Below are 21,324 nucleotides of genomic sequence, written 5' to 3'. Positions count from 1 at the left end.
CTGTATGGTTAAAAAGAAATATTTTATAAATGTTAATAATCAACAATGCACGCCGCGCAAGACGATTGATCCGGCGCATTGCAAGGCCGGTATCGATCGCCTATCCACGAGCACAGGCAAACGAAAGCGAACATCATGGCAGAACGCCCCTTCTGGCAGGTCAAGAGCCTTGCGGAAATGAGCGCCGAGGAATGGGAGAGCCTGTGCGACGGCTGCGGGCGCTGCTGCCTCGTCAAGCTCGAGGACGAGGATACCGAGCGCGTCGTCTATACCGATCTCGCCTGCCACATGTTCGATGAGGGAACCTGTCGCTGCCGCGCTTACGAGGAGCGCCTGCGCGAGGTGCCCGATTGCGTGCAGTTGACGCCGGAAACGGTGCAGAAGATCGACTGGCTTCCCCCTTCCTGCGCCTATCGCCGCCTCGCCGAGGGGCGCGACCTGCCCGACTGGCACCCGCTCATCACCGGCGATCCGGAGAGTGTGCACCGCGCCGGCGCCAGCGTACGCGATCGCGTCGAAGCCCTGGAAGGCGGTTTCTCGCTCGTGCTCATGGCCGAGAACGACATGGATGGTCTGATGGCGCGGATCGCCGAGTGGCCCGAGGAGGACGTGCCGGACCAAGGCAGCCGGCCCGGGGAAGCCCGGGATGATTGACCTTTCCGGATACCTCGGGGAAACAGCCCTCTAGCGTATCATGCCGTCAGGTGCATACCGGCTGACGGAACGATGCATCGAACAATGACCTGGAGCGCCCGGCCTGACCCCGTCAGGTCGGAACGCGCTAATCGTGGCGCGGAGGGTGCTCGATGACACCCTCGATCCATACTTTGCGCACCAGAACCATCACGGTCACTGCGAGCGGCACGGCCAGCAGAATCCCGATGAAGCCGAACAGCACCCCAAAGATGATGATCGCGAACAGCGCCACCGCCGGCGGCATCGCAACAGCGCGTTTCTGAATGAGCGGCACCAGGACATTCCCCTCCAATTGCTGTACGGCGAACGCGACGAGCAGCGCATACAGCGTCATTTCCAGGGAAATGTTGAAGCCGAAGACGAGAGCGGGAACGGCGCCGAGAACCGGCCCGATATAGGGAATGAAATTCGTGAAGCCGGCAATCAAACCGAGCGCAGCAGGGGTCGGCAGACCGACAGCCCAATAGCCCAAACCCGAAAGCAGGCCCACGAACAGCATGCTCACCATTTGTCCGACGAACCACTTCTTGAGCGCGGCACCGGTTGCGAGCATGACATTCTCGACACCATGGCGCTGGTCTGGCGGAAACAGGCTGGCAAACAGCTTGCGATAGAGCTTGGGATCGTAGGCGAGATAGATCGCCGCCACGATCAGCAAGAGAAGATTGGTGAAGCCGCCGACGACCGTATAGCCGAATCCCGCCGCCTGGCCGAAAAGACTGGCTCCGAACCCGTCATCGAGCTGGCTCTCGATCTCGCCGAGGGGGTCTTCGATACCAAGCCGTGCCGCGAACCCGTCGATCTGTTCCGGGAGTTGCGACAACAGGTCCGTCAACTGCGTTTGCAATTGGGCACCGAAGAAATAGACGAATCCCGCAAGAACCACCCCTACGATGAACAGCGCAACGTAAAAGGAAATCGACCGCGGCACATGTGCGTGGCGCTCCAGAGCAAAGGAAAAGGCGCGCAGGATCACGGCAATCAGGATGGCGGCAAAGACCAGCAGCAACGTCCCGGCCAGCAACCAGAAGAAATAGGCCATGGCGAACAGGCCGAAAACAATCAGGACACGCCTGAAAAATCGCCTGTCATCATGATCAAGGCCACTGAAACGCGGGGGTCTTTCATTCATGCCGCTTCTCTATCCGGATCATCGCGTTGCGCGATCGCCCATGCGAACCCGAACAGACGGCCCGCACGCGATGCGGACAGGAAACGGTCTTCTCTGCCCTCGGTTCCGGCATGGATGATCGCGCGTGCAATCACACCGCCAGCGAATGCCGCCCCGGACTCGGCTGCCAATAGGCATCGAGCCGCGCGGCGACGTTGCGCACGAAGAACCGCGCCTGCGGCGTCACACGGATGCGATACCCCTCGATCCGGCACAGCCCGTCGGCGACGAGCGGCTCGAGCGCCATGAGCGCGGCGTCGAATATCGCCAGTTCCTGCCCGTATGCGCGCGCCATTTCTGCGAGATCGACCTCAAGCCCCGCCATCAATTGCATGATTGCATCGCGCCGCAGACGATCATCCGCAGTCACGGAGACACCACGCACCACCGGCAGATGCCCGGCATCGATCGCCTGCGCCCATTTGCCGAGATGCGGCTCGTTCTGCACATAGCCCTGCGGCAGGGCGCCGATCGATGAGGCGCCGATGCCGATCAGCGTATCCGCCGCGTCGGTGGTATAGCCCTGGAAATTGCGCCGCAGCGTTCCCGCCCGGGCGGCTTGCGCCATGGCATCACCGGGATGCGCGTAATGATCGAAGCCGATCGCCTGCCAGCCGGCCTCGGCGAAGGCAGCCTCGGCTGCGCGCGCCTGTTCGAGCCGCTCGCCGGCACCGGGTAGCAGATCGGCATCGATGGCGTTCTGATGCTTCTTGAACCAGGGCACATGCGCATAGCCGAACACGGCGGCGCGGTCGATGCCGAGATCGAGCATGGTGCGGATCGATCGGCGCACATGGGCGACACTCTGCTTCGGCAGGCCATAGATGAAATCCGCATTCACGCGGGTGATGCCCACACTGCGCAACAGATCCATCGTGCGCACCACATCCTCCAGCGGCTGCACCCGGTTGACGAGCTTCTGCACCTGCGGATCCATGTCCTGGATGCCGAGGCTGACGCGGTTCACGCCGGCTCGCGCCAGCGCCTGCGCCATCTCCGGTTCGAGCGTGCGCGGATCGATCTCGACGGCGATCTCGGCATCAGGCGCGAAGGGGAAGCGCTCACGGATCCGGTCGATCACGGCGGCGAAATCCTCCGGCGCGAGGATCGTCGGCGTTCCCCCTCCGAAATGCAGATGCGCAACGGGCCCGGCCTGCGGTGTGGCCTCGGCCAGCAGATCCGCCTCACGCATCAGCCGGCGCGCATAACGCGCGATGCGGGCATCGTCGTTGAGCACGCTGGTATGGCAGCCGCAATACCAGCACAGGGCCCGGCAATAGGGCACGTGTACGTAGAAGGAGAGCGGCGCGGCGGGATCGAGAGCGCCAAGCCAGTCGCGACAGACGCCCTCGTCGATGCGCGCATCGAACTGGGCGGCAGTGGGGTAGCTCGTATAGCGCGGCACGGTCTCCAGCGCATAAGCCATGGGGATGGTGGTTCGGGGGAGCGTGTTCATGCACCCAGAATCATCCGGAGGCCAAATCCGCGCCTTGATCCTGCTCAAACAGAACACCGTTTTCCGGTGAATCCGCACTCTCCCCGATCTCGGGCAGGCGAAAGCCGATCTCGGCGCAACCCCAATGCCGCCCGCCGAGGAATATCGGCGCGGAGATCACCCGCACCAGCCCTGCATCATCACGCAGATTATGCGCCACACTGGGACGCAGATTGCGCGCATGCCGGCGCGATTCCCGATCCTGACGCAGCTGCCCCGGACGCCAGGGCGGCAATACACCTCTGGCGGGCGCGGAGCCGGCTCCGGCTGCGACATATCCGCCACGATCCATCGCCGCGACATGCGCGATATCCGGATTGCGCTGCAAGAGGCCCGCGACGAAGGCCGCGAGATGAGCCTCGAACAAATCGGCACAGGGATGCCCATAGGTGACGTCCTCACGCTCGCGCGGCGGGTCGAGCTGCGGCGCGATCAGGTCCGCATGCGCGCAGCTGCCCTCGGCGACGGCGCGCTCGAGCGCCGTGCGGATTTCGCGGGCAAAGGCGTGGACGCGGGAGACGAGGCCGTCATCGTGATGCTGCACCGCACTGAGCATGCGCCGCAGAGGCGCCCGGGCGGGGGCGTTCACGGCGTGACCGAGATCGAAGGCGATATGGAGCCCGTACTGGCTGATCCCGGCAACCGTCCCCATCAGCGGCGGCGCGTCCGGCAAGGTCAGGCGCACCGGCTGCCCGCGCCGGAAACCGTCGGGCATATCGAGCGCCACGAGGGCGCCGGTCATCGAAATGTCGATCGTGCGGGCCGCGTATTGGCGCGTGGCGGTGGCGAGCGTGCAATGCGAGAAAAAGGCCAGACGCGGTGCGGCGCGCCGATCGCCCAACGGCGTCTCGCGGATCATCACCATGAATTGCTCGACGAGCGTTTCGATCAGTTCGCGTGAGGCGCGCGCCTCCGCCGCGATGCGCCGCGCCATTCCCGTCGCCTGCGCCGCGGCCGTACCGATCCGCGCAAGGCGATGACGGATCAGCGGCTCGATTTCGGCGGGTGGCAGCGTGTCGGAGGCGAATTCCGTCACCGCCGCATCGAGGGCACGCCGTGTCATGCGCAATTCCGCTGAGAGCGCCCCGGCTTGCGCGCCGGCCTCCTCGATAAGGCCGGCGAGCCGCTCGATCTCCGGCCAGCCGGCCCGCAAGGCGCGCTCCAGCTCGTCGATCTCGCGGGCAAAATCAAAGAACCCCCGCGTCGCCGATGCGGCGCGCACCGCGCACAGACCGCTTTCGAGGGCCGTCTCGCCAATGGCGGCAACGATATCCTGTATCTGCGAAAAGACGGCGAGCCAGATTGCGGGATCGAACGCGGATGCGGCTTCGGGATCCGCAGCGCACTGGTTGTCCGCGATCAGCGAGAGCGCCCGGCTTGCGGCACGCACCTGCGCGGCGGCGATACCGCGCCCGTCACGCTCTGCCCGCGACGCGATTTCGCCCAGGGCTGCCGCTTCCGCACCGACGCTCTCAGCCAGACGGTCGATCGCCGCGACCGCCTCCGGTGCGGGCGCAAGATCGTAGCCCGGATCGATCTCCGCGTCGTGATAAGCGGCGCGCCCATCCTGCCAATCCACGCCACCGCCATGGCCGATCGCGCCGTAAGCGGCAAGCGTATCGTCGAGGATGAAATCGGCCGAAGCCGGACCGCCATCGGCACGGCTCCGCCCGACCCAGTCGAGGGTCATGAAGTCGCGCCTGAAGCGCGCAAGCCGCTGACGGACCGAAATATCCAACGCATTACCCACCGTCAAAATCTGCAATCAGCGTAAACGGAGATTCTTTTCTTTTGATGAATTTCCGATATGGCAAGCGATTGCGGCAACGGATCAGGGCGTTGACGGATCGTGTCGGACGCGCAACCCTCATGATCAGGACATGAGGAGTCGCGGATATGGATGCAGTCGCATCGTCACAACGCAAGTTCGGCATCGGCCAGGCGCCGAAACGGGTGGAAGATCAACGCTTTCTCACCGGCGCGGGTCGCTATACCGGCGACATGATCCCCGAGGGAGCATTGATGGCCCAGGTGCTGCGCGCAAGCCACGCCCATGCGCGCTTCACGCTGTCGGGTCTCGACGAGGCCCGCGCCATGCCCGGCGTGGCCGCGATCCTGACGCATGCCGATGTCGCCGATCTGGGCGACCTGCCCTGCCCCGGCGCCGTGAAGAACAGCGACGGCTCGAAAATGCCGGTCCCGCCCTACCCCGTCCTGGCAAGCGACGTCGCCCGGCATGTCGGCGACGCGCTTGCCTTCATCGTGGCCGAAACCGCCGATCAGGCCCGCGACGCGGCGGAAGCCGTCATGGTGGATTACGAGCCCCTCGAACCCGTCGTCGGCATCGAGGGTGCCCGCGCGCAGGGCGCTTCGCTGGTCTGGCCGGAGTTCGGCACCAATCTCGCCTTCGATTCGCATCACGGCGATGCACCGAAAACCGAGAAAGCCTTCGCGAAGGCTCATCGCACCGTGGCGCTCGACATCGTCAACAACCGGCTCATCGCCAATTTCATGGAGCCGCGCGCCTGTATCGCGGAATATGATGGCGCGCATGAGAGCTGGACGATGACCGTCGGCAGCCAGGGCGTCCACGATATCCGCAATACCATTGCCGATCATATCCTCAAGGTGGATCGCGCCAAGCTGCGCGTGATCACGCCGGATGTGGGAGGGGGCTTCGGCACCAAGATCTTCGTCTATCGCGAATATCCGCTCTGCGCCGTCGCGGCACGCATCACCGGGCGCCCGGTGGCCTGGATCGGCGAGCGCGGCGAGCATTTTCTCGGCGATGCGCAGGGCCGCGACAACCTTACCCGTGCCGAAGTCGCGCTCGACCGGCGCGGGCGCTTTCTCGGGCTGAAGATCGACATCGCGGCTGATCTCGGGGCCTATCTCTCGCAATTCGCGCCCTTCATCCCCTGGGGCGGCGCGCGCATGTCTCCCGGCTGCTACGACATTCCCGCCGTGCATGCGCGGGTACGCGGGTATTACACCAACTCCCCGCCGATCGACGCCTATCGCGGCGCCGGGCGTCCGGAGGCGGCCTATGTCATCGAGCGGCTGGTCGAGCATGTTGCCCGCGAGATCGGCAAGAGCCCGGATGCGGTGCGTGCGCTGAATTTCATCAAGCCCGAAGCGATGCCGCACACAACGCAAGTGGGGCGCATCTATGATTCCGGTGAATTCGAAGCCGCCATGCGCCGCGCCATGGAGGTGGCCGACTGGGCCGGCTTCAAGGAGCGGCTGCGCGCCTCGAAGAAGGCGGGCAAGGCGCGCGGCATCGGCATGGCCTCCTATATCGAGGCCTGCGCCGGCGGCAGCCCCGAGCGCGCCGATATCAGCATGCAGGCGGATGGCGGCGTCGAGGTCCTGATCGGCACGCAGTCGAACGGCCAGGGCCACATGACGGCCTATGCGCAGCTCGTCTCGCAACATCTCGATCTGCCGCTGGAGAAGGTCACCGTCATCCAGGGCGATACGGCCCTGATCGAGACCGGCGGCGGCACCGGCGGCTCCCGCTCGGTTCCCGTCGGTGGCGCGGCGGTGGACGGCGCCTCGCGCGAACTCGCCCGGAAGCTGATGGAGGAAGGCGCGCGGATGCTCGAAGCGGCCGAGAGCGATGTCGAGATCAGCGACGGCACGGTGCGCGTCGCAGGCACCGACAAGGCGATCGGCTTCACCGAGATCGCCGCCCAGGCCGCTGATGCGGGCGCATCGCTGAAGACGCATTTCAAATGGAAGCCACCGGAGGCGACCTATCCCAACGGCACGCATATCTGCGAGGTCGAGATCGACCCGCAGACCGGCGAGACCGAGATCCTGCGCTATACCATCGTCGACGATTTCGGCATGACCATGAACCCGCTCCTCCTTGCCGGCCAGGTCCATGGCGGGCTCGCACAGGGGATCGGCCAGGCGCTGCATGAGCGCGTCGTTTTTGATGAGAGCGGCCAGCTCGTCACCGCCTCGCTGATGGATTACCGGCTGCCGCGCGCGGCGGATCTGCCGAACTTCCATTTCGAGACGCGCAACGTGCCCTGCACCACCAACGCGCTCGGCATGAAGGGCGCGGGCGAAGCCGGCACGATCGGCGGCACGCCGGCCACGATGAACGCCGTCGTCGATGCCCTCTATCGCGCCTACGGCATCAGGCATCTCGACATGCCGGCCACGCCCGACCGCGTCTTCGCCGCGATCAGCTGCGCCCGCGATAGCGCTCCGGGCGGTGGTTGAGCGCGAGGATCATGTTGAGAACGCCGGCGCCGAGCACCGAGAGCGCGAGCTTGTCAGGCGGCAGGTGAAAGGCGGCGGCGACGAGGATGGTGAGATCGACCCCGAGCAGGACATAACCGGCGCGCAGGCCGAAGCGCTCCTGCAGGTCGATCGCCACGAGATTGACGCCGCCGAGCCCGGTTCGATGGCGAAACAGCACCAGCAGTCCCACACCGGTCACCACACCACCGAACAAGGCTGCATAGAGCGGCGCGATCGCGTCGACGCGCACCCATTCAGGCGTATATCGCGTGAAGACCGAGACGAGACCGATCGCGAGCACGGTCCGCAAGGTCGCGGCCATCCCCAGACGCCGCAGCGCCAGCAGAAAGAACGGCACATTGATCAGAAAGAAGATCACCGGGAACCCGTAACCGCTTGCATAATCGAGCAGAAGCGAGAGCCCGGCGAGCCCGCTCGTCAGGATTTCCGCCTGCGCATAGAAGGTGATCCCGAGCGCGACCAGCAGGGTCCCGATGACCAGCGCGATCGCGTCTTCATACAGCCGATGACGCTCTTTTGCCTGCACGGCATCACCTTCGTCAGATATTGCCCGCATTTTCATCACATGATCCTCTGCAATGCAGAATATGTTGCAATGCAGCATGAAAATGCAAGCCCCATGCCGGAAAAGCGACGCGGGAACAACTCTGACTTGAGCAAGTATCGGTCGGACGCGCATCCCTCCGGAGCCGGCATCGCCTCAATGCGCGTGATTGCCGCTCAGAAGGACATGCGCGGGTACTGTATCTGACCCATTGAGGAGTTCCCCCGTCGCCGGCTCCGTCCAGCGCAGGCCGATGATCGCCGCCTCGCGCGCTCCGGAGATCAGATTGCCCGTGATCTGTACGCGCCCCACGCCATCGACGACGGACACGGCGAAACCGTAGCCGCAATCGCGCAGCACGTTGTTGGCCGCGCTGACATCGCGCAGATACGGCCCGTAGCCCAGCCCGATCCCCGCAGCCTCGACATCCTCGACGACATTGCCTGTGACCGCGGCGTCTGCTTCGGCATAGATACCGTTGCCGTAGAGAATCTCGCCGGTGAGCGGGTCCGGGCGGCGAAAGCTGCCGCGCACGATATTGCCCGCGATGACGGCCAGCCGTCCGGTATCGTTGAGATTGGTCGAGACGATCCCGTTCGCCGCCCGCTCGACGATGTTGTTGGCGATGACACAGCCTTCGAATGCGAATTCCGTGAACAGCCCCACCTCGCCGAAATCGGCGCAATTGTTGCCGATCATCTGCACCCGGTCACCGGCATTGTTGCGTATGGCGGAGAAGGCGCATTCGCGGATCACGTTGTCGGAGACGATCACGCCGCCCGCGCGGAAGATGTTGACGGCATTACCGTATTCACCCGACCCGCCGCTCGCCGCGCCGATCCGCTCGATCCGGTTGCCATGCACGCGCGTGCCGTCATCGCCCTTCGACGCGCGCCAGACCAGGATCCCGTTATCGCTGCAATCGCGGATCAGATTGCCCGTGACGGCAAGGCCGCTGGAGTCGTTGGCGAAAACCGCGATACGCGCACCACTGATCGCGCATTGCGCAACAAGGCCGCCACAGCCGCTGAGATCGAAAGCCGTGCCGGCTGCGCCGTCGACCGCGATCTCCAGCAACCGGCAATCCGTGACCTGTTCGAGCCGGAGAAGCGGCGCAGCATGACCGGAAGCGCCCTCGAGGCCGAACCCCGCGAGGCGCACATGCGCGAGATCGCGCCCGTGAAGGATGGGCGCGTCAGCCGCCTGAACCAGCACGGCGCCGCCGCCTGCAACCAGCGTCGCCCCGTCCGGCAGGCGCGCTTCCGCGACCAGATACCGACCCGGCGGAAGATGCAGGCCGGCTCCGGAGCGTGTCGTTTCCCGCAACGCCGCCTCCAGCAGGGGGGCCTGATCGGCCTCGGAATCGGGTCGGATCCCGAATTCGCGGGCATCACGCAGCATCGGGCTCGCGCCGGAGCCCGCCTGCGCCGCCCCCGCCCCGGCGGCAAGCGCGCCGGCGGCGGCGACGAGACCGGTCGGTACGGCGAGTCCTGCGGTGAGCAGGCGGCGGCGATCCGGCTGCGCCGGCGATTGTCCGGAATTGATCTGTTTCTGCTTCATACGCATCAAATTAGCATCGAACCCTTGACGTTTGCTTGCCGGGGCGCGACGCTCGCATCAGGTTGTGGAACGCAGCGAGAGACTGCACCGTCAGCCGGGGAGGGTCAGGCGTGACGAAGCGGGCGGGCTGTCCGCAGCGGCATGTGCGATCCTTGCGGTTTATTGCTCCGGGCTGGACCTGGACCCGGGGACGATGAGAGGCGAGGTCAACCGATGAAGACGACATCTGCCATCATGCGCGGCGGGGCCTGCCGGCTCGACCGGTTCGCGCGCTCCTGCGCTGCCCTTCTGGCACTCGCAATCCTGTTCGCATTCGCCGCGCCGGCCACATCGGCCCAGGCGCAACGCGCCGTCGTGGTGAACGATCTGAACATGCGCACGGGCCCCTCGACCCAGTATCCCGTGATCACGGTGCTGCGCCGTGGCAGCCCCGTTCTGGTGCATAACTGCACGCGCGGGAGCGCCTGGTGCAATGTCAGCCAGCGCAATGCGACGGGCTGGGTATCGGGGCGCTATCTGGATTTCGGCGGCCCCGTCGCGCCGCGTCGCGGAGGCATTCTGCCCTTCATCTCCTTCGAATTCGAGACCCGGGGTCCGTATGTCCATGAGGCTGAGGCACGCGGCTATCGCGATTATCGCGAGCCTGCCTATCGCACGTCACGCCGCAACAGCTGGAGCCATGGCACGCCCCCGCATCAGGGTGGCATCGCGCCGCGCAGCAGCGTGCGCACCCATGTGATCCCGCCGCCCGTGACCCATGATTACGACGTCGCGCTGCGTCGGCAGGACATGCCCGCCGCTCAGCGCGAGCCTGTCACGCAACCCGCGCCGCAACAGCGCACGAGCCGGCTCGGCACGCCGGAAATGGCCGAGCCGCAGCGCCTGGAGCGCCGTCAAGAGTAATCGCAAAGCGGTGATCGGGCCGCATGGATCCCCTGCGGCCCCGTCACGCGCCGCAAAGACGGGTCATCAGGGTGACGAGTTCTTCGCGTTGAAAGGGCTTGCGCAGACGCGGCCAGTCGTCATCCGGCTCATTACCTGGAAGCTCATCGAAGCCGGTCGCGAGCATGACCGGCAATTCGGGACGCTCGGCGCGCAATTTGCGCGCGAGTTCAAGACCGGTCATACCCGGCATGGCGTGATCCGTGATGACGAGATCCACGGCTTCGCCCGCAAGCACACGATCAAGCGCTTCCTGCGCCGAAGTCACGGACTCGGCTGCGTGCCCGAGTTCGCAGACCATATCGGCGAGCGCCATCTGGATCAGCAGATCGTCGTCAACGACGAGCACGTTCAGGGGGGTCGTCTCCCCACCCATTCCAGCCATGCCCCTCAACTCCCCTAAGCATGCGCCGCCGGATTCCGGCGAAACAACCTTCAAGGCCCCCACAGCCCGCAATCCCGTACAGCCTTCGCACTCACGCGCGCATGGCGGCTGCGACCGATAGCGCCGCCGATGCGGATGCTGCGCCCTCTGGCGATCCCGGCGGAAGCGCGAGTTTAGCGCGCCTCCTCGCAAAAAGTCACGTTGATCGCTGCTACATCCCGGCTCCAGCCTGATGCAAGCTTGAAGGCTTACACCCTGCCACAGGCAATGGATAGGGTGCGGCATAAATGATGGTCAAGGCAGCAACAGCGAGCATCAGGCGAAAGTCGTATTGCGGGGAATGGCTGCGCCACAGGCTCGCGGGGATCGGATGTCTCATCCTCATCCTCAGCCTCGTCAGCACCGCCGCATTTGCCGAGGACGTTCCCGCAGAGCAGGCCTCCGATCAACTGCGCTATTGCGAAGCCATTCACGATTCCGCCCGCGAAGCCCGCGCCGCGTGGCAGGCGCAGGCGCTGCTCGAAATCGAGGCGCGCATTGAAGCGCGGCTCGAAGATCTCGCCCGCGAGCGTGCGGCCTATGAGGACTACCTCGCGCGGCGGGAAGATTTCCTGCGCCGCGCCGAGGAAGGCGTCATCGAAATCTATGCCCGCATGCGTCCCGACGCGGCAGCCGCCCAGCTTGCCGTCATGGATAACCCGACCGCCAGCGCCGTGATCGCCAAACTCAACCCGCGTCAGGCCAGTGCCATCCTCAACGAAATGGAACCGGACCGTGCGGCCCTCCTCACCCGCACCGTCGCCGGCTCGGCCCTCGACCAGGAGAATGCCCTATGAAGACCCGTTCCGCCATCATGCCGGTGCTGGCCGGCTCAGTGCTGCTTGCCGGCTGCGCGACCGATTTCTCCGAGGTCGGCGTCGAGCCGGGCATGACCCCGGTCGGCTCCGGTCTGACCGCCTATCACGCCTCCCTCCCCTCCGGCTCGTTCCCGGATCAGAGCGAGCGCGCCTACCATTCCCTGTGGAGCGACAACCGGGAAAACCTCTTCGCCGATGCCCGCGCGTTGAAGGTCGGCGACGTGGTGACGGTACGGATTCGCATGGCCGATCAGGCCCGCCTCAACAATGCGACGGGCCGCTCGCGGGATTCGGGAGCGAATATTGGCTTCGATTTCGGCGGCAATCTCGGCGGACCGGGCGTCGGCGGCGATTTCGGCGCCGGGGTGAATTCGGGCACCAACTCGCGCGGCCAGGGCACGATCGATCGTTCCGAGCGCATCGATCTGAACGTCGCGGCCGTCGTTACCAATGTCCTGCCCAACGGCAACCTGATGATCAGCGGCTCGCAGGAGGTGCGCGTGAATTACGAGATGCGCGTGCTCAATGTCGCGGGCATCGTGCGCCCGCGCGACATCTCCGCGCGCAACACCATCGACTACGAGAAGATTGCGGAAGCGCGCATCTCCTATGGCGGGCGCGGGCGCTCGATGGAGGTGCAGCAGCCGGGCTGGGGCCAGCAGGTCTACGACCGCGTCACGCCGTTCTGAGCCCTGGCACGGATCGTAACCGGAGGAGATGCGCGTCATGAGCAAGGCCGTCACGACGATCGCGGATCGGGACGTCTACGATCCCGGCATGGCGGGACGGGGCGGGGCGGGTCCGTCCGGCAACCATACCGGGGGAGCCGTAAAACCCGGTCGGGGCGGTTTTCTCGCCGCGCTCGCCCTCCTTACCCTTCTCGCCGGAGGCACCGGGCTGGGCCTCGCCTTCATTGTGCATGAGCGGGCGCTGAGCGTCGAGCAGACGAAGACCACGCCCGCGCCGGAGCCGATGCGCTACAAACCGGGGACCAGCCTCTTCCGCCTCGAACCCATCGTCACCAATCTGCGCCATCCACAGGAGACCTTCATCCGCGCGGATATCGCCCTCGTCCTGGACGAGCCCGATGAAGCAGCGCGCACGCGGCTCGCGGCGGAGGTCTCGGGCGACATCATGGCCTATCTGCGCACCCTCGACCTTGCCCGCCTCGAAGGGGCCAGCGGCCTGCAATTCCTGCGCGAGGATCTGTCGGAGCGCGCCACGATCCGCTCGGAAGGGCGTGTGCGCGAGCTCATTCTCGAGACACTGGTCGTGCAATGACACCGATGCGCGGCGCATTCCCGGCCCTCACTCTCGGCCTCGGCCTTGCCGTCTGGCTTCTCACGGCAGAGACCGCGCAGGCCCAGACGATTGATCTGGGCGACCTGATTCCCGATGGTGAGGCCTCGACCACGGGGCGGATTGTCCAGTTGATCATCCTGCTCACGGTGCTCTCCATCGCGCCGGGCATCATGATCATGGTGACAAGCTTTACGCGTATCGTGGTGGCGCTCTCCTTCCTGCGCTCGGGGATCGGGCTGCAATCGACGCCGGCCAATCTCGTGCTGATCTCGCTGGCCCTGTTCATGACCTTCTATGTCATGGCCCCCACTTTCGACCGGGCCTGGCAGGACGGTCTCCAGCCATTGCTGCAAAACGAGATCACCGAAGAGGAAGCCTTCGCACGCACGGTCGAGCCGTTCCGCGAATTCATGCTCACCCATGTGCGCGAGCAGGATCTCGCCATGTTCGTGGAACTCGCCGAAGAGAGCTTCGGCACCATTCAACCGCGGGAGGAGGTGGAACTGCGTGTGCTGATCCCCGCCTTCATGATCTCGGAATTGCGCCGCGGCTTCGAGATCGGATTCATCATCGCCCTGCCCTTTCTGGTGATCGACATCATGGTTGCGACGATTCTGATGTCGATGGGCATGATGATGATGCCGCCCACGGTGATCGCCCTGCCTTTCAAGATCCTGTTCTTCATCCTGATCGACGGCTGGAACCTGCTCGTCGGCGGGCTCGTGCGGTCATTCTTCTAGAGCGCGTTCCGACATGACGAAAGTCAGGCCGGGCGCTCCAGGTCATTGTTCGACGCATCATTGTCCCCGTCAGCCGGTATCCACCTGACGGCATGATGCTCTGGAGCGCGTTCCGACATGACGAAAGTCAGGCCGGGCGCTCCAGGTCATTGTTCGACGCATCATTGTCCCCGTCAGCCGGTATCCACCTGACGGCATGATGCTCCGGCTTTCCACGGCGTCCTGACGCGCGCATCTGTCCAAGCCAGGCCTCGATCATCCGGGTCATGTGAAGCGCTTCGCGGAACGGGCTGAAGGTTTTGCCGAGCGCGAACTTTCCGCCCGGCGGATCGCGCAGGAGAAGAACCGGGCGATAATAGCGGCGCCCGCGTCGTCCATCGCCCTGATCGACCGATACGGCTTCGATATCGCCAAGCGCGACACGGACCCGCTGCGCACCGAAGAAGCTGCGGGTATGCCGCTCGACGATCCCCGCAGCACGATCGAAACGCAGTTCCTGAAACGTGGTCATGGCGATCATGCCGATTGCGCAGACGCCGCTCAGGACGAGGAGAGCTACACCCGCCCCCATATCGTCGCTGCGCAAGCTGCGTATGGCGAGGGTGAGCATCGTGAAGGTGAGAATCGCGAGCAGGATCGGGAGAATGCCTGGCCGGCGCACGAAGATCAGGCAAACATCGTCATGTCGTTTTACACGCAAACCATACCTCATCGCGCCGAAACATCACTTTGGAGCACGTTTAAAGAGTGCTTTCGAGAAAATTGTCAATCTTTCATTGCGGCATGCGCCCGAGGCAGCGCCTAACCCTCCCGGCGTCCGTCCGGATGCGACTTGCCCTTCACGGCGCCAGGCTTGCCGGCGACAAAATCCTCCTCAAGGTAGCGCACGATCTCGTCCGTCGAGACCACCTTGGCCACCGTACTGCTCGCGACCTTGAGCGCAATTTCCTGATTGGCCGTGGCCGTCGCAACGGCATCGCCGACGACCACGACGTCATATCCGCGCGAATTTCCGGCATAGGCGGTGCTGAGCACGCATTCATCCGTCCACAGCCCGACGATGACGATGGTATCGATATCGAGCGCCTTCAGCTTCTCGTCGAGATAGGACCGGCCCGCCTCGTCGAAGGTCCAGAACATGTCGAGATGCTTGCCATGATAGAGCCAGCCCGCGTCGCGCTCCTCCGGCGTTGGCGCGATCTCGGCGAGCGGCTCGAGCCCGGGCGCGCCGGTGAAGACGTAAGCCGCGTTCTCGGGATTGTCCGGATCGAGCCCGCGCGGTCCGTACCAGCGGTCCATGGCATTGGAAATGCCATCGTCAAAGCGCCGGCTCCAGATGCTCCAGGCGATGCAGACGCCCTCGTTGCGCGCGCGCCGTTCGCGAAACGCGTTCACGATACGGGCGAGTTTCGGAAGGATCTCGCCGGCATAAGGCCTATATTCCTCCTGACAATCATCCAGGAGCAACGCGATCCGGCGCGGGCGATCCCCCAGCTCCCATGCGGCCCGGAAGGCCAGCGGGGTCTGGTTCGGCCCGCCGGGCGTCTTGCTGTGATTGGGCATCGGCTCCTGCGCAATCGCCATGTCGCGATGCTTGCGCGGTTTCGCCAGGGCCTCACGCAGGGTCCGGATCTCGCTTGCGTCATCGATCATGATCGGCTTTCTCCTCGGATTGGCTTTACCGACACAACGGCTTTGCGCGCCGACCGTTCCGGAAAGGTGGCCGGCTGCCGCGCGCGGCAATGGTGCCGCCGCGCGCGGTGGCGGATCAGTCCCGGGGGCCCGAAGCGATCGGCGGCGCGGCGCAAGCCTCGCTCTCCAAACGCCAGGCATTGCGGGCGAAGACCCAGGTTACCCAACCAGCGCCCGCACAAAGGATGGCGCCGAGCACCCAGGTCAGGATGGAACCGAGCTGCAAAAGCCCTCCGATCGCCCAGGCGGTCGCGGCTGCCACGCCGATCACTTCCGTACCCACGAGGATAACGGCGCTGATCGCGATGAGCCAGGCGCCGAAGCGCGAGGATTTGTCGTGATTTGCTTGAATGGACATCGATATCTTTCCGGTAAGGCCGCCTCGGGGGCCGCCGATTGCGTTGCCGGATCCGCGAGACGGATCCCGCCTTGTCGAATGGTCGCAATCAGACGGAGAGCGGCGGCGCGCGAGCCCGGAACGCGATGGCGCGCTTGCACGCCGGCACGGCGGCAGGCAGCACCGTCAGACATGTCGGCGACAGGACCGGAACCGCTGACCGGCCTGCCGGCGTGCCGAGACCCTCCTCGCCCTCCATGGGCGCGGGGGCGATGATGAGCGGCTGCGCCGTCAGGGCCGCGTCGATACCGGAAGCGCTCTGCGCCCCGTTCGCGGGGCCGGATTCGACCGGCAGCGCCGGGACGATCAGCAGGAACAGCGCGCAGAACAGTGCAGCCAGCCGCATCGGCAAACCCGAACCGTCAATCGTCATGCCCGCGCCCTCCCGCTGCGACAAGATGCCCTTTATCAGTATGCCTGCTGCAGCGATTGAGCGCAATATCTGCGCTTTGCGGCTTATCCATGTCGCGTGGCACGCATGAGCGGTTGACGGGCAGCCTCGCCGCGGCCAGAACAGGGCACGCGCTTTGCGTTCCTCTCGCGCCGTTACCCGGCCTTCGGCCAGATCATGGATGTCATCACGATCGTCGGCGTCGTCGCCGGCCTCTTCATCATCATCTCACTCAGCGAGCCACTGGCCGAGCGCACAAGACTGCCCTACACCGTGGTCCTGGCCATCATCGGCGTGATCATCGGCATTCTTGCGATCTATGCAGTGGATACCGGGCCGTTTCTGTTCGGCATTCCCGAGACCTTCCTCGTCTTCGATTTCAGCATCCGCTCAAATGTCTTTCTCTATGTTCTTCTGCCCACGCTGCTTTTCCAGGTCTCGCTCGGACTGAACCTGCGGCGCATGGCGGATGACTGGGTGCCGATCCTGGTCATGGCCGTGCTCGCGGTCATCGTCGCCACATTCGCGATCGGCTTCGCGCTCACGCCCTTCACCAGCCTCCCGCTGGCGGCCTGCCTGATGCTCGGCGCCATCGTCGCGACGACCGACCCGTCAGCCGTGGTCTCGATCTTCCGCAACATTGCCGCGCCGCAGCGGCTGACGCGGATCGTCGAGGGCGAGAGCCTGTTGAACGACGCGGCCGCCATCGCGCTTTTCGGCTTTTTCCTGACCTTCGTGATGATGGGAGTGCCCAACCCCACCCTGCGCGACGCGCTGGTCACATTTCCCGTCCTGATCTTCGGCGGCCTCACCGTCGGCTGGGTTGCGGCGCGGTTCTGTGCGATGACGCTGGCCTGGCTCGGGCGCTTTCCACTGGCCCAGATCTCGCTCAGCGTCGCACTGCCCTATCTCACCTATCTGATCGCCGAGCGCTGGTTCGGATTCTCAGGTGTGATCGCCGTGGTCATGGCGGGGATGACGCTGAACTATCTCGGCCCCGGGCGGCTCTCTCCGGCCAATTGGGCCTGGCTGCGTGAGGTGTGGGACCTGCTCGCGCATTGGGCGGGTGCACTGATCTTCCTTCTCGCGGCGCTGCTGGTGCCGGGGCTTCTCGCCGATATTCAGGCATGGGATCTGTTTCTGATCGCTGTCGTCGTGGTCGCGGCCATGGCGGCCAGGCTGTTCATTCTCTATGCCATTCTGCCGTCGCTGACCTGGCTGGGGCTCTCGCCGCGGGTCGAGCCGGCCTACCGGGTCGCGATTCTCTGGGGCGGGCTGCGCGGCGCCGTCACCCTCGCCCTCGCCCTGGCAGTGACGGAAAACCTGCGCGTCACCATCGACATCAAGCGCGAGGTGGGCATCCTCGCCACAGGCTTCACGCTGTTCACGCTGCTGGTTCAGGGAACGACGCTGCGCCGGGTGATCACGTATCTCGGGCTCGACAAGTTATCCCCGCTTGATCGCGCCCTCGCCAACCAGGTCATCGCCGTGGCGCTCGCCAATGTGCGCGAGGAGGTCGCCGGCACGGCGAAACGGCATGAACTGAACCGCGAGATCGTCAGATCCGAGGCCAAACGCTTTGCCGCGCGCCTCGACACCGCCATGCAGAAGGCGGAGACACTGGACGATATTCTCGACCGTGACCGCATCACGCTCGGCCTCGTCGCTCTGGCGGGCCGGGAGCGCGACATGATCCTCGACACGTTCCGCGAACAGCTGATCTCGGCGCGGCTGGCCGAGCGCATGCTCTCGGATGCCGATCGCCTGATCGAGCGAACACGCAGTGGTGGTCGCGACCAGTACCGTGCCACGGGTCGCGTGAGCCTCGCGCGGGGACGCTGGTACGGCTTTGCCGTGCTGCTTCACAACCGTCTGCGCATGTCCGGCCCGCTGGCGCGGATGACGGCGGACCGGTTCGAGATCATGCTCAACCAGCGGCTGATCCTGCGCGACCTGCACGGCCATATCGACGGCAAGATCCGGCGTATCCACGGACGACGCGTGGCGGATCTGCTGCATGAACTGCTCAAGCGCCGCGAGGATGAGACGAAATCGGCGCTCGAAGGATTACGTCTGCAATATCCCGGCTACGCCGAGGAAATCGAGCGGCGCTTCATCCGGCGCATCGCCCTGCGGCTGGAGGAGCGCGAATACGATACCCTTCGTCAGGACGGCTTGATCGGGCGCGAACTGTTCACGACGCTCAAGCAGGAACTCGCAGACAAGCGCAAACGCGCCGAAACGCGCCCCGCACTCGATCTGGCCGTGCAGAAGACCGAACTCATTCGCCGCTTCCCGCTTTTTGCGGAAATGAGCGAGGAAGGCCGTTCGCAGCTCGCGCGCGTCCTGAAAGCGCGCTACGTGCAGCCGGGCGACGTCCTCATGCGCAAATGGGAGACGCCCCGCGACGTCTGCTTCATCGCCTCCGGCGCGGTCGAGATCGAGATGGCCGGCCAGAAGCACAGGCTGGGACGCGGCGAGATGTTCGGCCAGCTCGCCCTGCTCAGCCGCCAGACCCGCCACATCCAGGTCACCGCGATCAGCCATTGCGCCCTGCTCGTCCTCGACGAACCGAGCTTCCGTCGCCTGATGAGACGCAGCGAAACCATCCGCAATGCGGTGGCGGAGAGCGCGAGGCGGCGCGGGGTGACGATTGATGAGCCCGGTTTACCGGGCTGAGGAGGCGGATTCGTGATGCTCGTCATGTTCCATAGCGACCACGGAGGCAAGCTGCAGCGAGGATGGGTCCAGCGCCTTCAATCTGAGCCTGGCGTTCGAAGAACACGCTCCATCAGCCACGGCGCAAAGGACGGAGCGAGCCATGGACGGATGAAGCTATTTATACGTGCCTATATCAACAAATCACAACTTTTTATCAAAAAACCATTCCACCGAGCCGGACACATCCCCGAGTTCCCGCGCTTGCGGGGCGCGCACATACCCGCGCTTTTCATAGAGCGCGTGCGCGTTCTCGAAGCGGGTATCGGACCACAGGATGATGCGGGTAGCGCCGGCGGCGCGGGCGCGGGTTTCAACATGGTCGACCAGCATGCGCGCGAGCCCCCTGCCCCGGCAATCGGGGCGCACGTAAAGCCGGTGAATCTCGATCGTCTGCGGGGCCGGATTATCCATGGCGATGGAGGCGCAGACGCGCCCGCCATCATCCTCGATCACAAAGAAATCGATACCGTTCTCCGCCGCATGGCTCGCCGGACGCAGGAGATCCGGGAGATCGTCATGCGGATCGGTGAAGCAGCCCGGATACTCCGCAAAGCACAGGGTGAGCAGGCCGAACAGGTCCTGTGCATCCCCGTCGCGCACGGGCCGTATCACGCTCATGCCACGCTCACTCAATGCCGAGCTTGTCCTTGAGCATGGCGTTGACCGCCTGCGGATTGGCCTTGCCGCCAGTCGATTTCATCACCTGGCCGACGAACCAGCCCAGCATCGAGGGCTTCGCCTTGACCTGCTCCACCTTCCCGGCATTGGCCGCGATCACCTCGTCCACCGCCTTCTCGATGGCGCCAGTATCGGTGACCTGCTTCATGCCGCGCTCTTCGACGATGGCGCGCGGATCGCCGCCCTCGCTCCAGACGATCTCGAAGACGTCCTTGGCGATCTTGCCGGAGATCACCCCCTCGCCGATCAGATCGACGATGGCGCCGAGCTGGTCGGCGGAAATGGGTGAATCCGCGATGCCGAGGCCTTCCTTGTTGAGGCGCCCGAACAGCTCGTTGATCACCCAGTTCGCCGCCGCCTTGCCGTCGCGACCCTTGGCGACGCGCTCGAAGAAATCGGCAGATTCGCGCTCGGCGATCAGGACGCCCGCATCATAGACTGACAGGCCGTATGCGGCGATGAAGCGCTCTTTCTTCTCGTCCGGCAGCTCGGGCAGATGCGTCGCGAGCTCGTCGACGAAATCCTGCGTGAATTCCAGCGGCAGCAGGTCGGGATCGGGGAAGTAGCGGTAATCATGCGCCTCTTCCTTGGAGCGCATCGAGCGCGTCTCGCCCTTGCCGGGGTCGAACAGCCGCGTCTCCTGGTCGATCGTGCCGCCATCCTCGATGATGCCGATCTGCCGGCGCGCCTCGTGCTCGATGGCCTGGCCGATGAAGCGGATCGAATTGACGTTCTTGATCTCGCAGCGCGTGCCGAGCGGATCACCGGGGCGGCGCACGGAGACGTTCACGTCCGCGCGCAGATTGCCCTTCTCCATATCGCCGTCGCAGGTGCCGAGATAGCGCAGGATGGTGCGCAGCTTGGTCACATAGGCCTTGGCCTCCTCCGAGGAGCGCAGATCGGGCTTGGAGACGATCTCCATCAGCGCAACGCCGGAGCGGTTGAGATCGACGAAGCTCTGGGCGGGGTGCAGATCATGGATCGACTTGCCGGCATCCTGCTCGAGATGCAGCCGCTCGATCCCGACATGGATCTGCGTGCCGTCGGCCATATCGACCACGACTTCGCCCTCACCGACGATCGGGTACTTGTACTGGCTGATCTGATAGCCCTGCGGCAGATCGGGGTAGAAATAGTTCTTGCGGTCGAAGACGGAGCGCAGATTGATCTGGGCCTTGAGGCCGAGCCCCGTGCGCACGGCCTGGCGCACGCATTCCCGGTTGATCACCGGCAACATGCCCGGCATCGCCGCATCGACCAGCGAGACATGCGCATTCGGCTCCGCACCGAAGGCGGTGGCGGCGCCGGAGAACAGTTTGGCCTTGCTCGTCACCTGGGCATGGATCTCCATGCCGATGACGACTTCCCAATCACCCGTGGCGCCCTTGATGAGCTTCTTGTGATCGACCGGCGCGTTCATGAGACATCCATCCTTAGAAACAACCTGCTTCCGGTTAGCCTCCCGCGCCGCCCACTGC

General features: G+C 64.9%; 20 protein-coding genes. 8 read left to right on the top strand and 12 right to left on the bottom strand.

The window, feature by feature from the left end; translation table 11 throughout:
• Positions 1-135 precede the first annotated feature (135 nt).
• On the top strand, positions 136-654 hold the full coding sequence (locus GA0071312_RS11565; protein WP_074445094.1) for a YcgN family cysteine cluster protein: 519 nt from the start codon (positions 136-138) through the stop codon (positions 652-654).
• A gap of 127 nt (positions 655-781) precedes the next feature.
• On the opposite strand, the gene GA0071312_RS11560 is transcribed toward GA0071312_RS11565, so the two are convergent.
• The 3 genes from GA0071312_RS11560 to GA0071312_RS11550 form a co-directional block, all read right to left on the bottom strand.
• Positions 782-1,828 (bottom strand): AI-2E family transporter, encoded by a 1,047-nt coding sequence (locus tag GA0071312_RS11560; RefSeq protein WP_083204527.1) that lies wholly within the window; start codon positions 1,826-1,828, stop codon positions 782-784.
• Positions 1,829-1,958: 130 nt separating this feature from the next.
• Positions 1,959-3,323, bottom strand: a complete 1,365-nt coding sequence (gene hemN, locus GA0071312_RS11555) for an oxygen-independent coproporphyrinogen III oxidase (protein WP_074445093.1) — start codon at positions 3,321-3,323, stop codon at positions 1,959-1,961.
• Between the two features lie 10 nt (positions 3,324-3,333).
• Complete coding sequence (locus GA0071312_RS11550) at positions 3,334-5,100, bottom strand: PilZ domain-containing protein (protein WP_074445092.1); 1,767 nt, start codon at positions 5,098-5,100, stop codon at positions 3,334-3,336.
• Positions 5,101-5,258: 158 nt separating this feature from the next.
• On the opposite strand from GA0071312_RS11550, the gene GA0071312_RS11545 reads away from it, so the two are divergent.
• A complete protein-coding gene (locus tag GA0071312_RS11545; protein ID WP_074445091.1) occupies positions 5,259-7,595 on the top strand; it encodes a xanthine dehydrogenase family protein molybdopterin-binding subunit in 2,337 nt (778 codons plus the stop codon).
• On the opposite strand, the gene GA0071312_RS11540 is transcribed toward GA0071312_RS11545, so the two are convergent.
• Both GA0071312_RS11540 and GA0071312_RS11535 read right to left on the bottom strand, forming a co-directional pair.
• A complete protein-coding gene (locus GA0071312_RS11540) occupies positions 7,558-8,199 on the bottom strand; it encodes a DUF6198 family protein (RefSeq protein WP_238947192.1) in 642 nt (213 codons plus the stop codon). The two genes, GA0071312_RS11545 and GA0071312_RS11540, sit on opposite strands and share 38 nt — an antisense overlap.
• Before the next feature lie 138 nt (positions 8,200-8,337).
• Positions 8,338-9,741, bottom strand: coding sequence for a TIGR03808 family TAT-translocated repetitive protein (locus GA0071312_RS11535; protein WP_165604021.1), 1,404 nt, complete (start codon positions 9,739-9,741; stop codon positions 8,338-8,340).
• A gap of 213 nt (positions 9,742-9,954) precedes the next feature.
• Between GA0071312_RS11535 and GA0071312_RS11530 the strand changes: the two genes are divergently transcribed.
• Positions 9,955-10,644, top strand: coding sequence for an SH3 domain-containing protein (locus tag GA0071312_RS11530; RefSeq protein ID WP_074445090.1), 690 nt, complete (start codon positions 9,955-9,957; stop codon positions 10,642-10,644).
• A 43-nt stretch (positions 10,645-10,687) separates the two neighbouring features.
• Here GA0071312_RS11530 and GA0071312_RS19990 read toward each other — a convergent pair whose 3' ends face one another.
• A complete protein-coding gene (locus GA0071312_RS19990) occupies positions 10,688-11,068 on the bottom strand; it encodes a response regulator (RefSeq protein WP_165604020.1) in 381 nt (126 codons plus the stop codon).
• A 287-nt stretch (positions 11,069-11,355) separates the two neighbouring features.
• Here GA0071312_RS19990 and GA0071312_RS11520 point away from each other — a divergent pair, with 287 nt between their 5' ends.
• Genes GA0071312_RS11520 through fliP form a run of 4 tightly spaced genes read left to right on the top strand, consistent with a single transcriptional unit; the run spans position 11,356 to position 13,967 of the window.
• Complete coding sequence (locus GA0071312_RS11520) at positions 11,356-11,904, top strand: MotE family protein (protein WP_083204523.1); 549 nt, start codon at positions 11,356-11,358, stop codon at positions 11,902-11,904.
• Positions 11,901-12,614: a flagellar basal body L-ring protein FlgH gene (gene flgH, locus GA0071312_RS11515; RefSeq protein ID WP_074445088.1), complete on the top strand. Its 714-nt coding sequence runs from the start codon at positions 11,901-11,903 to the stop codon at positions 12,612-12,614. The genes GA0071312_RS11520 and flgH overlap by 4 nt, the downstream gene beginning before the upstream one ends.
• A 37-nt stretch (positions 12,615-12,651) precedes the next feature.
• Positions 12,652-13,206: a flagellar basal body-associated FliL family protein gene (locus GA0071312_RS11510; protein WP_238947191.1), complete on the top strand. Its 555-nt coding sequence runs from the start codon at positions 12,652-12,654 to the stop codon at positions 13,204-13,206.
• On the top strand, positions 13,203-13,967 hold the full coding sequence (gene fliP / locus GA0071312_RS11505) for a flagellar type III secretion system pore protein FliP (RefSeq protein WP_108721864.1): 765 nt from the start codon (positions 13,203-13,205) through the stop codon (positions 13,965-13,967). Before GA0071312_RS11510 ends, fliP begins: the two co-directional genes overlap by 4 nt.
• A gap of 127 nt (positions 13,968-14,094) precedes the next feature.
• On the opposite strand, the gene GA0071312_RS11500 is transcribed toward fliP, so the two are convergent.
• The 4 genes from GA0071312_RS11500 to GA0071312_RS11485 form a co-directional block, all read right to left on the bottom strand.
• Positions 14,095-14,667, bottom strand: a complete 573-nt coding sequence (locus tag GA0071312_RS11500) for a hypothetical protein (RefSeq protein WP_074445087.1) — start codon at positions 14,665-14,667, stop codon at positions 14,095-14,097.
• A gap of 101 nt (positions 14,668-14,768) precedes the next feature.
• The gene (locus GA0071312_RS11495; protein ID WP_074445086.1) at positions 14,769-15,620 is read right to left on the bottom strand and encodes an isochorismatase family protein; all 852 of its coding nucleotides are present in this window, start codon (positions 15,618-15,620) and stop codon (positions 14,769-14,771) included.
• A gap of 115 nt (positions 15,621-15,735) precedes the next feature.
• A complete protein-coding gene (locus tag GA0071312_RS11490; RefSeq protein ID WP_074445085.1) occupies positions 15,736-16,017 on the bottom strand; it encodes a hypothetical protein in 282 nt (93 codons plus the stop codon).
• 88 nt (positions 16,018-16,105) lie between these two features.
• Positions 16,106-16,429, bottom strand: coding sequence for a hypothetical protein (locus GA0071312_RS11485; RefSeq protein WP_074445084.1), 324 nt, complete (start codon positions 16,427-16,429; stop codon positions 16,106-16,108).
• A 195-nt stretch (positions 16,430-16,624) separates the two neighbouring features.
• Between GA0071312_RS11485 and GA0071312_RS11480 the strand changes: the two genes are divergently transcribed.
• Positions 16,625-19,126 carry a cation:proton antiporter gene (locus tag GA0071312_RS11480; RefSeq protein WP_074445083.1) on the top strand — a complete coding sequence of 834 codons (2,502 nt, stop codon included), beginning with the start codon at positions 16,625-16,627 and terminating at the stop codon, positions 19,124-19,126.
• Between the two features lie 183 nt (positions 19,127-19,309).
• On the opposite strand, the gene GA0071312_RS11475 is transcribed toward GA0071312_RS11480, so the two are convergent.
• Together GA0071312_RS11475 and gatB are read right to left on the bottom strand one after the other, a co-directional pair.
• Complete coding sequence (locus GA0071312_RS11475; RefSeq protein ID WP_074445082.1) at positions 19,310-19,786, bottom strand: GNAT family N-acetyltransferase; 477 nt, start codon at positions 19,784-19,786, stop codon at positions 19,310-19,312.
• A 7-nt stretch (positions 19,787-19,793) separates the two neighbouring features.
• Complete coding sequence (gene gatB / locus GA0071312_RS11470; RefSeq protein WP_074445081.1) at positions 19,794-21,266, bottom strand: Asp-tRNA(Asn)/Glu-tRNA(Gln) amidotransferase subunit GatB; 1,473 nt, start codon at positions 21,264-21,266, stop codon at positions 19,794-19,796.
• Between the last annotated feature and the right edge of the window lie 58 nt (positions 21,267-21,324).

The sequence above is a fragment of the Saliniramus fredricksonii genome (genome assembly GCF_900094735.1).
GTDB lineage: Bacteria > Pseudomonadota > Alphaproteobacteria > Rhizobiales > Beijerinckiaceae > Saliniramus > Saliniramus fredricksonii.
Note: the sequence above shows the minus strand (reverse complement) of the source record. Positions and strands in the feature narration are given on the sequence as shown.

Excerpts from the sequence above, each read along its gene's own strand:
- GA0071312_RS11565 (WP_074445094.1), top strand. The coding sequence starts at position 136 with ATGGCAGAACGCCCCTTCTGGCAGGTCAAGAGCCTTGCGGAAATGAGC.
- GA0071312_RS11560 (WP_083204527.1), bottom strand. The coding sequence starts at position 1,828 with ATGAATGAAAGACCCCCGCGTTTCAGTGGCCTTGATCATGATGACAGG.
- hemN (WP_074445093.1), bottom strand. The coding sequence starts at position 3,323 with ATGAACACGCTCCCCCGAACCACCATCCCCATGGCTTATGCGCTGGAG.
- GA0071312_RS11545 (WP_074445091.1), top strand. The coding sequence starts at position 5,259 with ATGGATGCAGTCGCATCGTCACAACGCAAGTTCGGCATCGGCCAGGCG.
- GA0071312_RS11540 (WP_238947192.1), bottom strand. The coding sequence starts at position 8,199 with ATGAAAATGCGGGCAATATCTGACGAAGGTGATGCCGTGCAGGCAAAA.
- GA0071312_RS11535 (WP_165604021.1), bottom strand. The coding sequence starts at position 9,741 with ATGAAGCAGAAACAGATCAATTCCGGACAATCGCCGGCGCAGCCGGAT.
- GA0071312_RS11530 (WP_074445090.1), top strand. The coding sequence starts at position 9,955 with ATGAAGACGACATCTGCCATCATGCGCGGCGGGGCCTGCCGGCTCGAC.
- GA0071312_RS19990 (WP_165604020.1), bottom strand. The coding sequence starts at position 11,068 with ATGGCTGGAATGGGTGGGGAGACGACCCCCCTGAACGTGCTCGTCGTT.
- GA0071312_RS11520 (WP_083204523.1), top strand. The coding sequence starts at position 11,356 with ATGATGGTCAAGGCAGCAACAGCGAGCATCAGGCGAAAGTCGTATTGC.
- flgH (WP_074445088.1), top strand. The coding sequence starts at position 11,901 with ATGAAGACCCGTTCCGCCATCATGCCGGTGCTGGCCGGCTCAGTGCTG.
- GA0071312_RS11510 (WP_238947191.1), top strand. The coding sequence starts at position 12,652 with ATGAGCAAGGCCGTCACGACGATCGCGGATCGGGACGTCTACGATCCC.
- fliP (WP_108721864.1), top strand. The coding sequence starts at position 13,203 with ATGACACCGATGCGCGGCGCATTCCCGGCCCTCACTCTCGGCCTCGGC.
- GA0071312_RS11495 (WP_074445086.1), bottom strand. The coding sequence starts at position 15,620 with ATGATCGATGACGCAAGCGAGATCCGGACCCTGCGTGAGGCCCTGGCG.
- GA0071312_RS11490 (WP_074445085.1), bottom strand. The coding sequence starts at position 16,017 with ATGTCCATTCAAGCAAATCACGACAAATCCTCGCGCTTCGGCGCCTGG.
- GA0071312_RS11485 (WP_074445084.1), bottom strand. The coding sequence starts at position 16,429 with ATGACGATTGACGGTTCGGGTTTGCCGATGCGGCTGGCTGCACTGTTC.
- GA0071312_RS11480 (WP_074445083.1), top strand. The coding sequence starts at position 16,625 with ATGGATGTCATCACGATCGTCGGCGTCGTCGCCGGCCTCTTCATCATC.
- GA0071312_RS11475 (WP_074445082.1), bottom strand. The coding sequence starts at position 19,786 with ATGAGCGTGATACGGCCCGTGCGCGACGGGGATGCACAGGACCTGTTC.
- gatB (WP_074445081.1), bottom strand. The coding sequence starts at position 21,266 with ATGAACGCGCCGGTCGATCACAAGAAGCTCATCAAGGGCGCCACGGGT.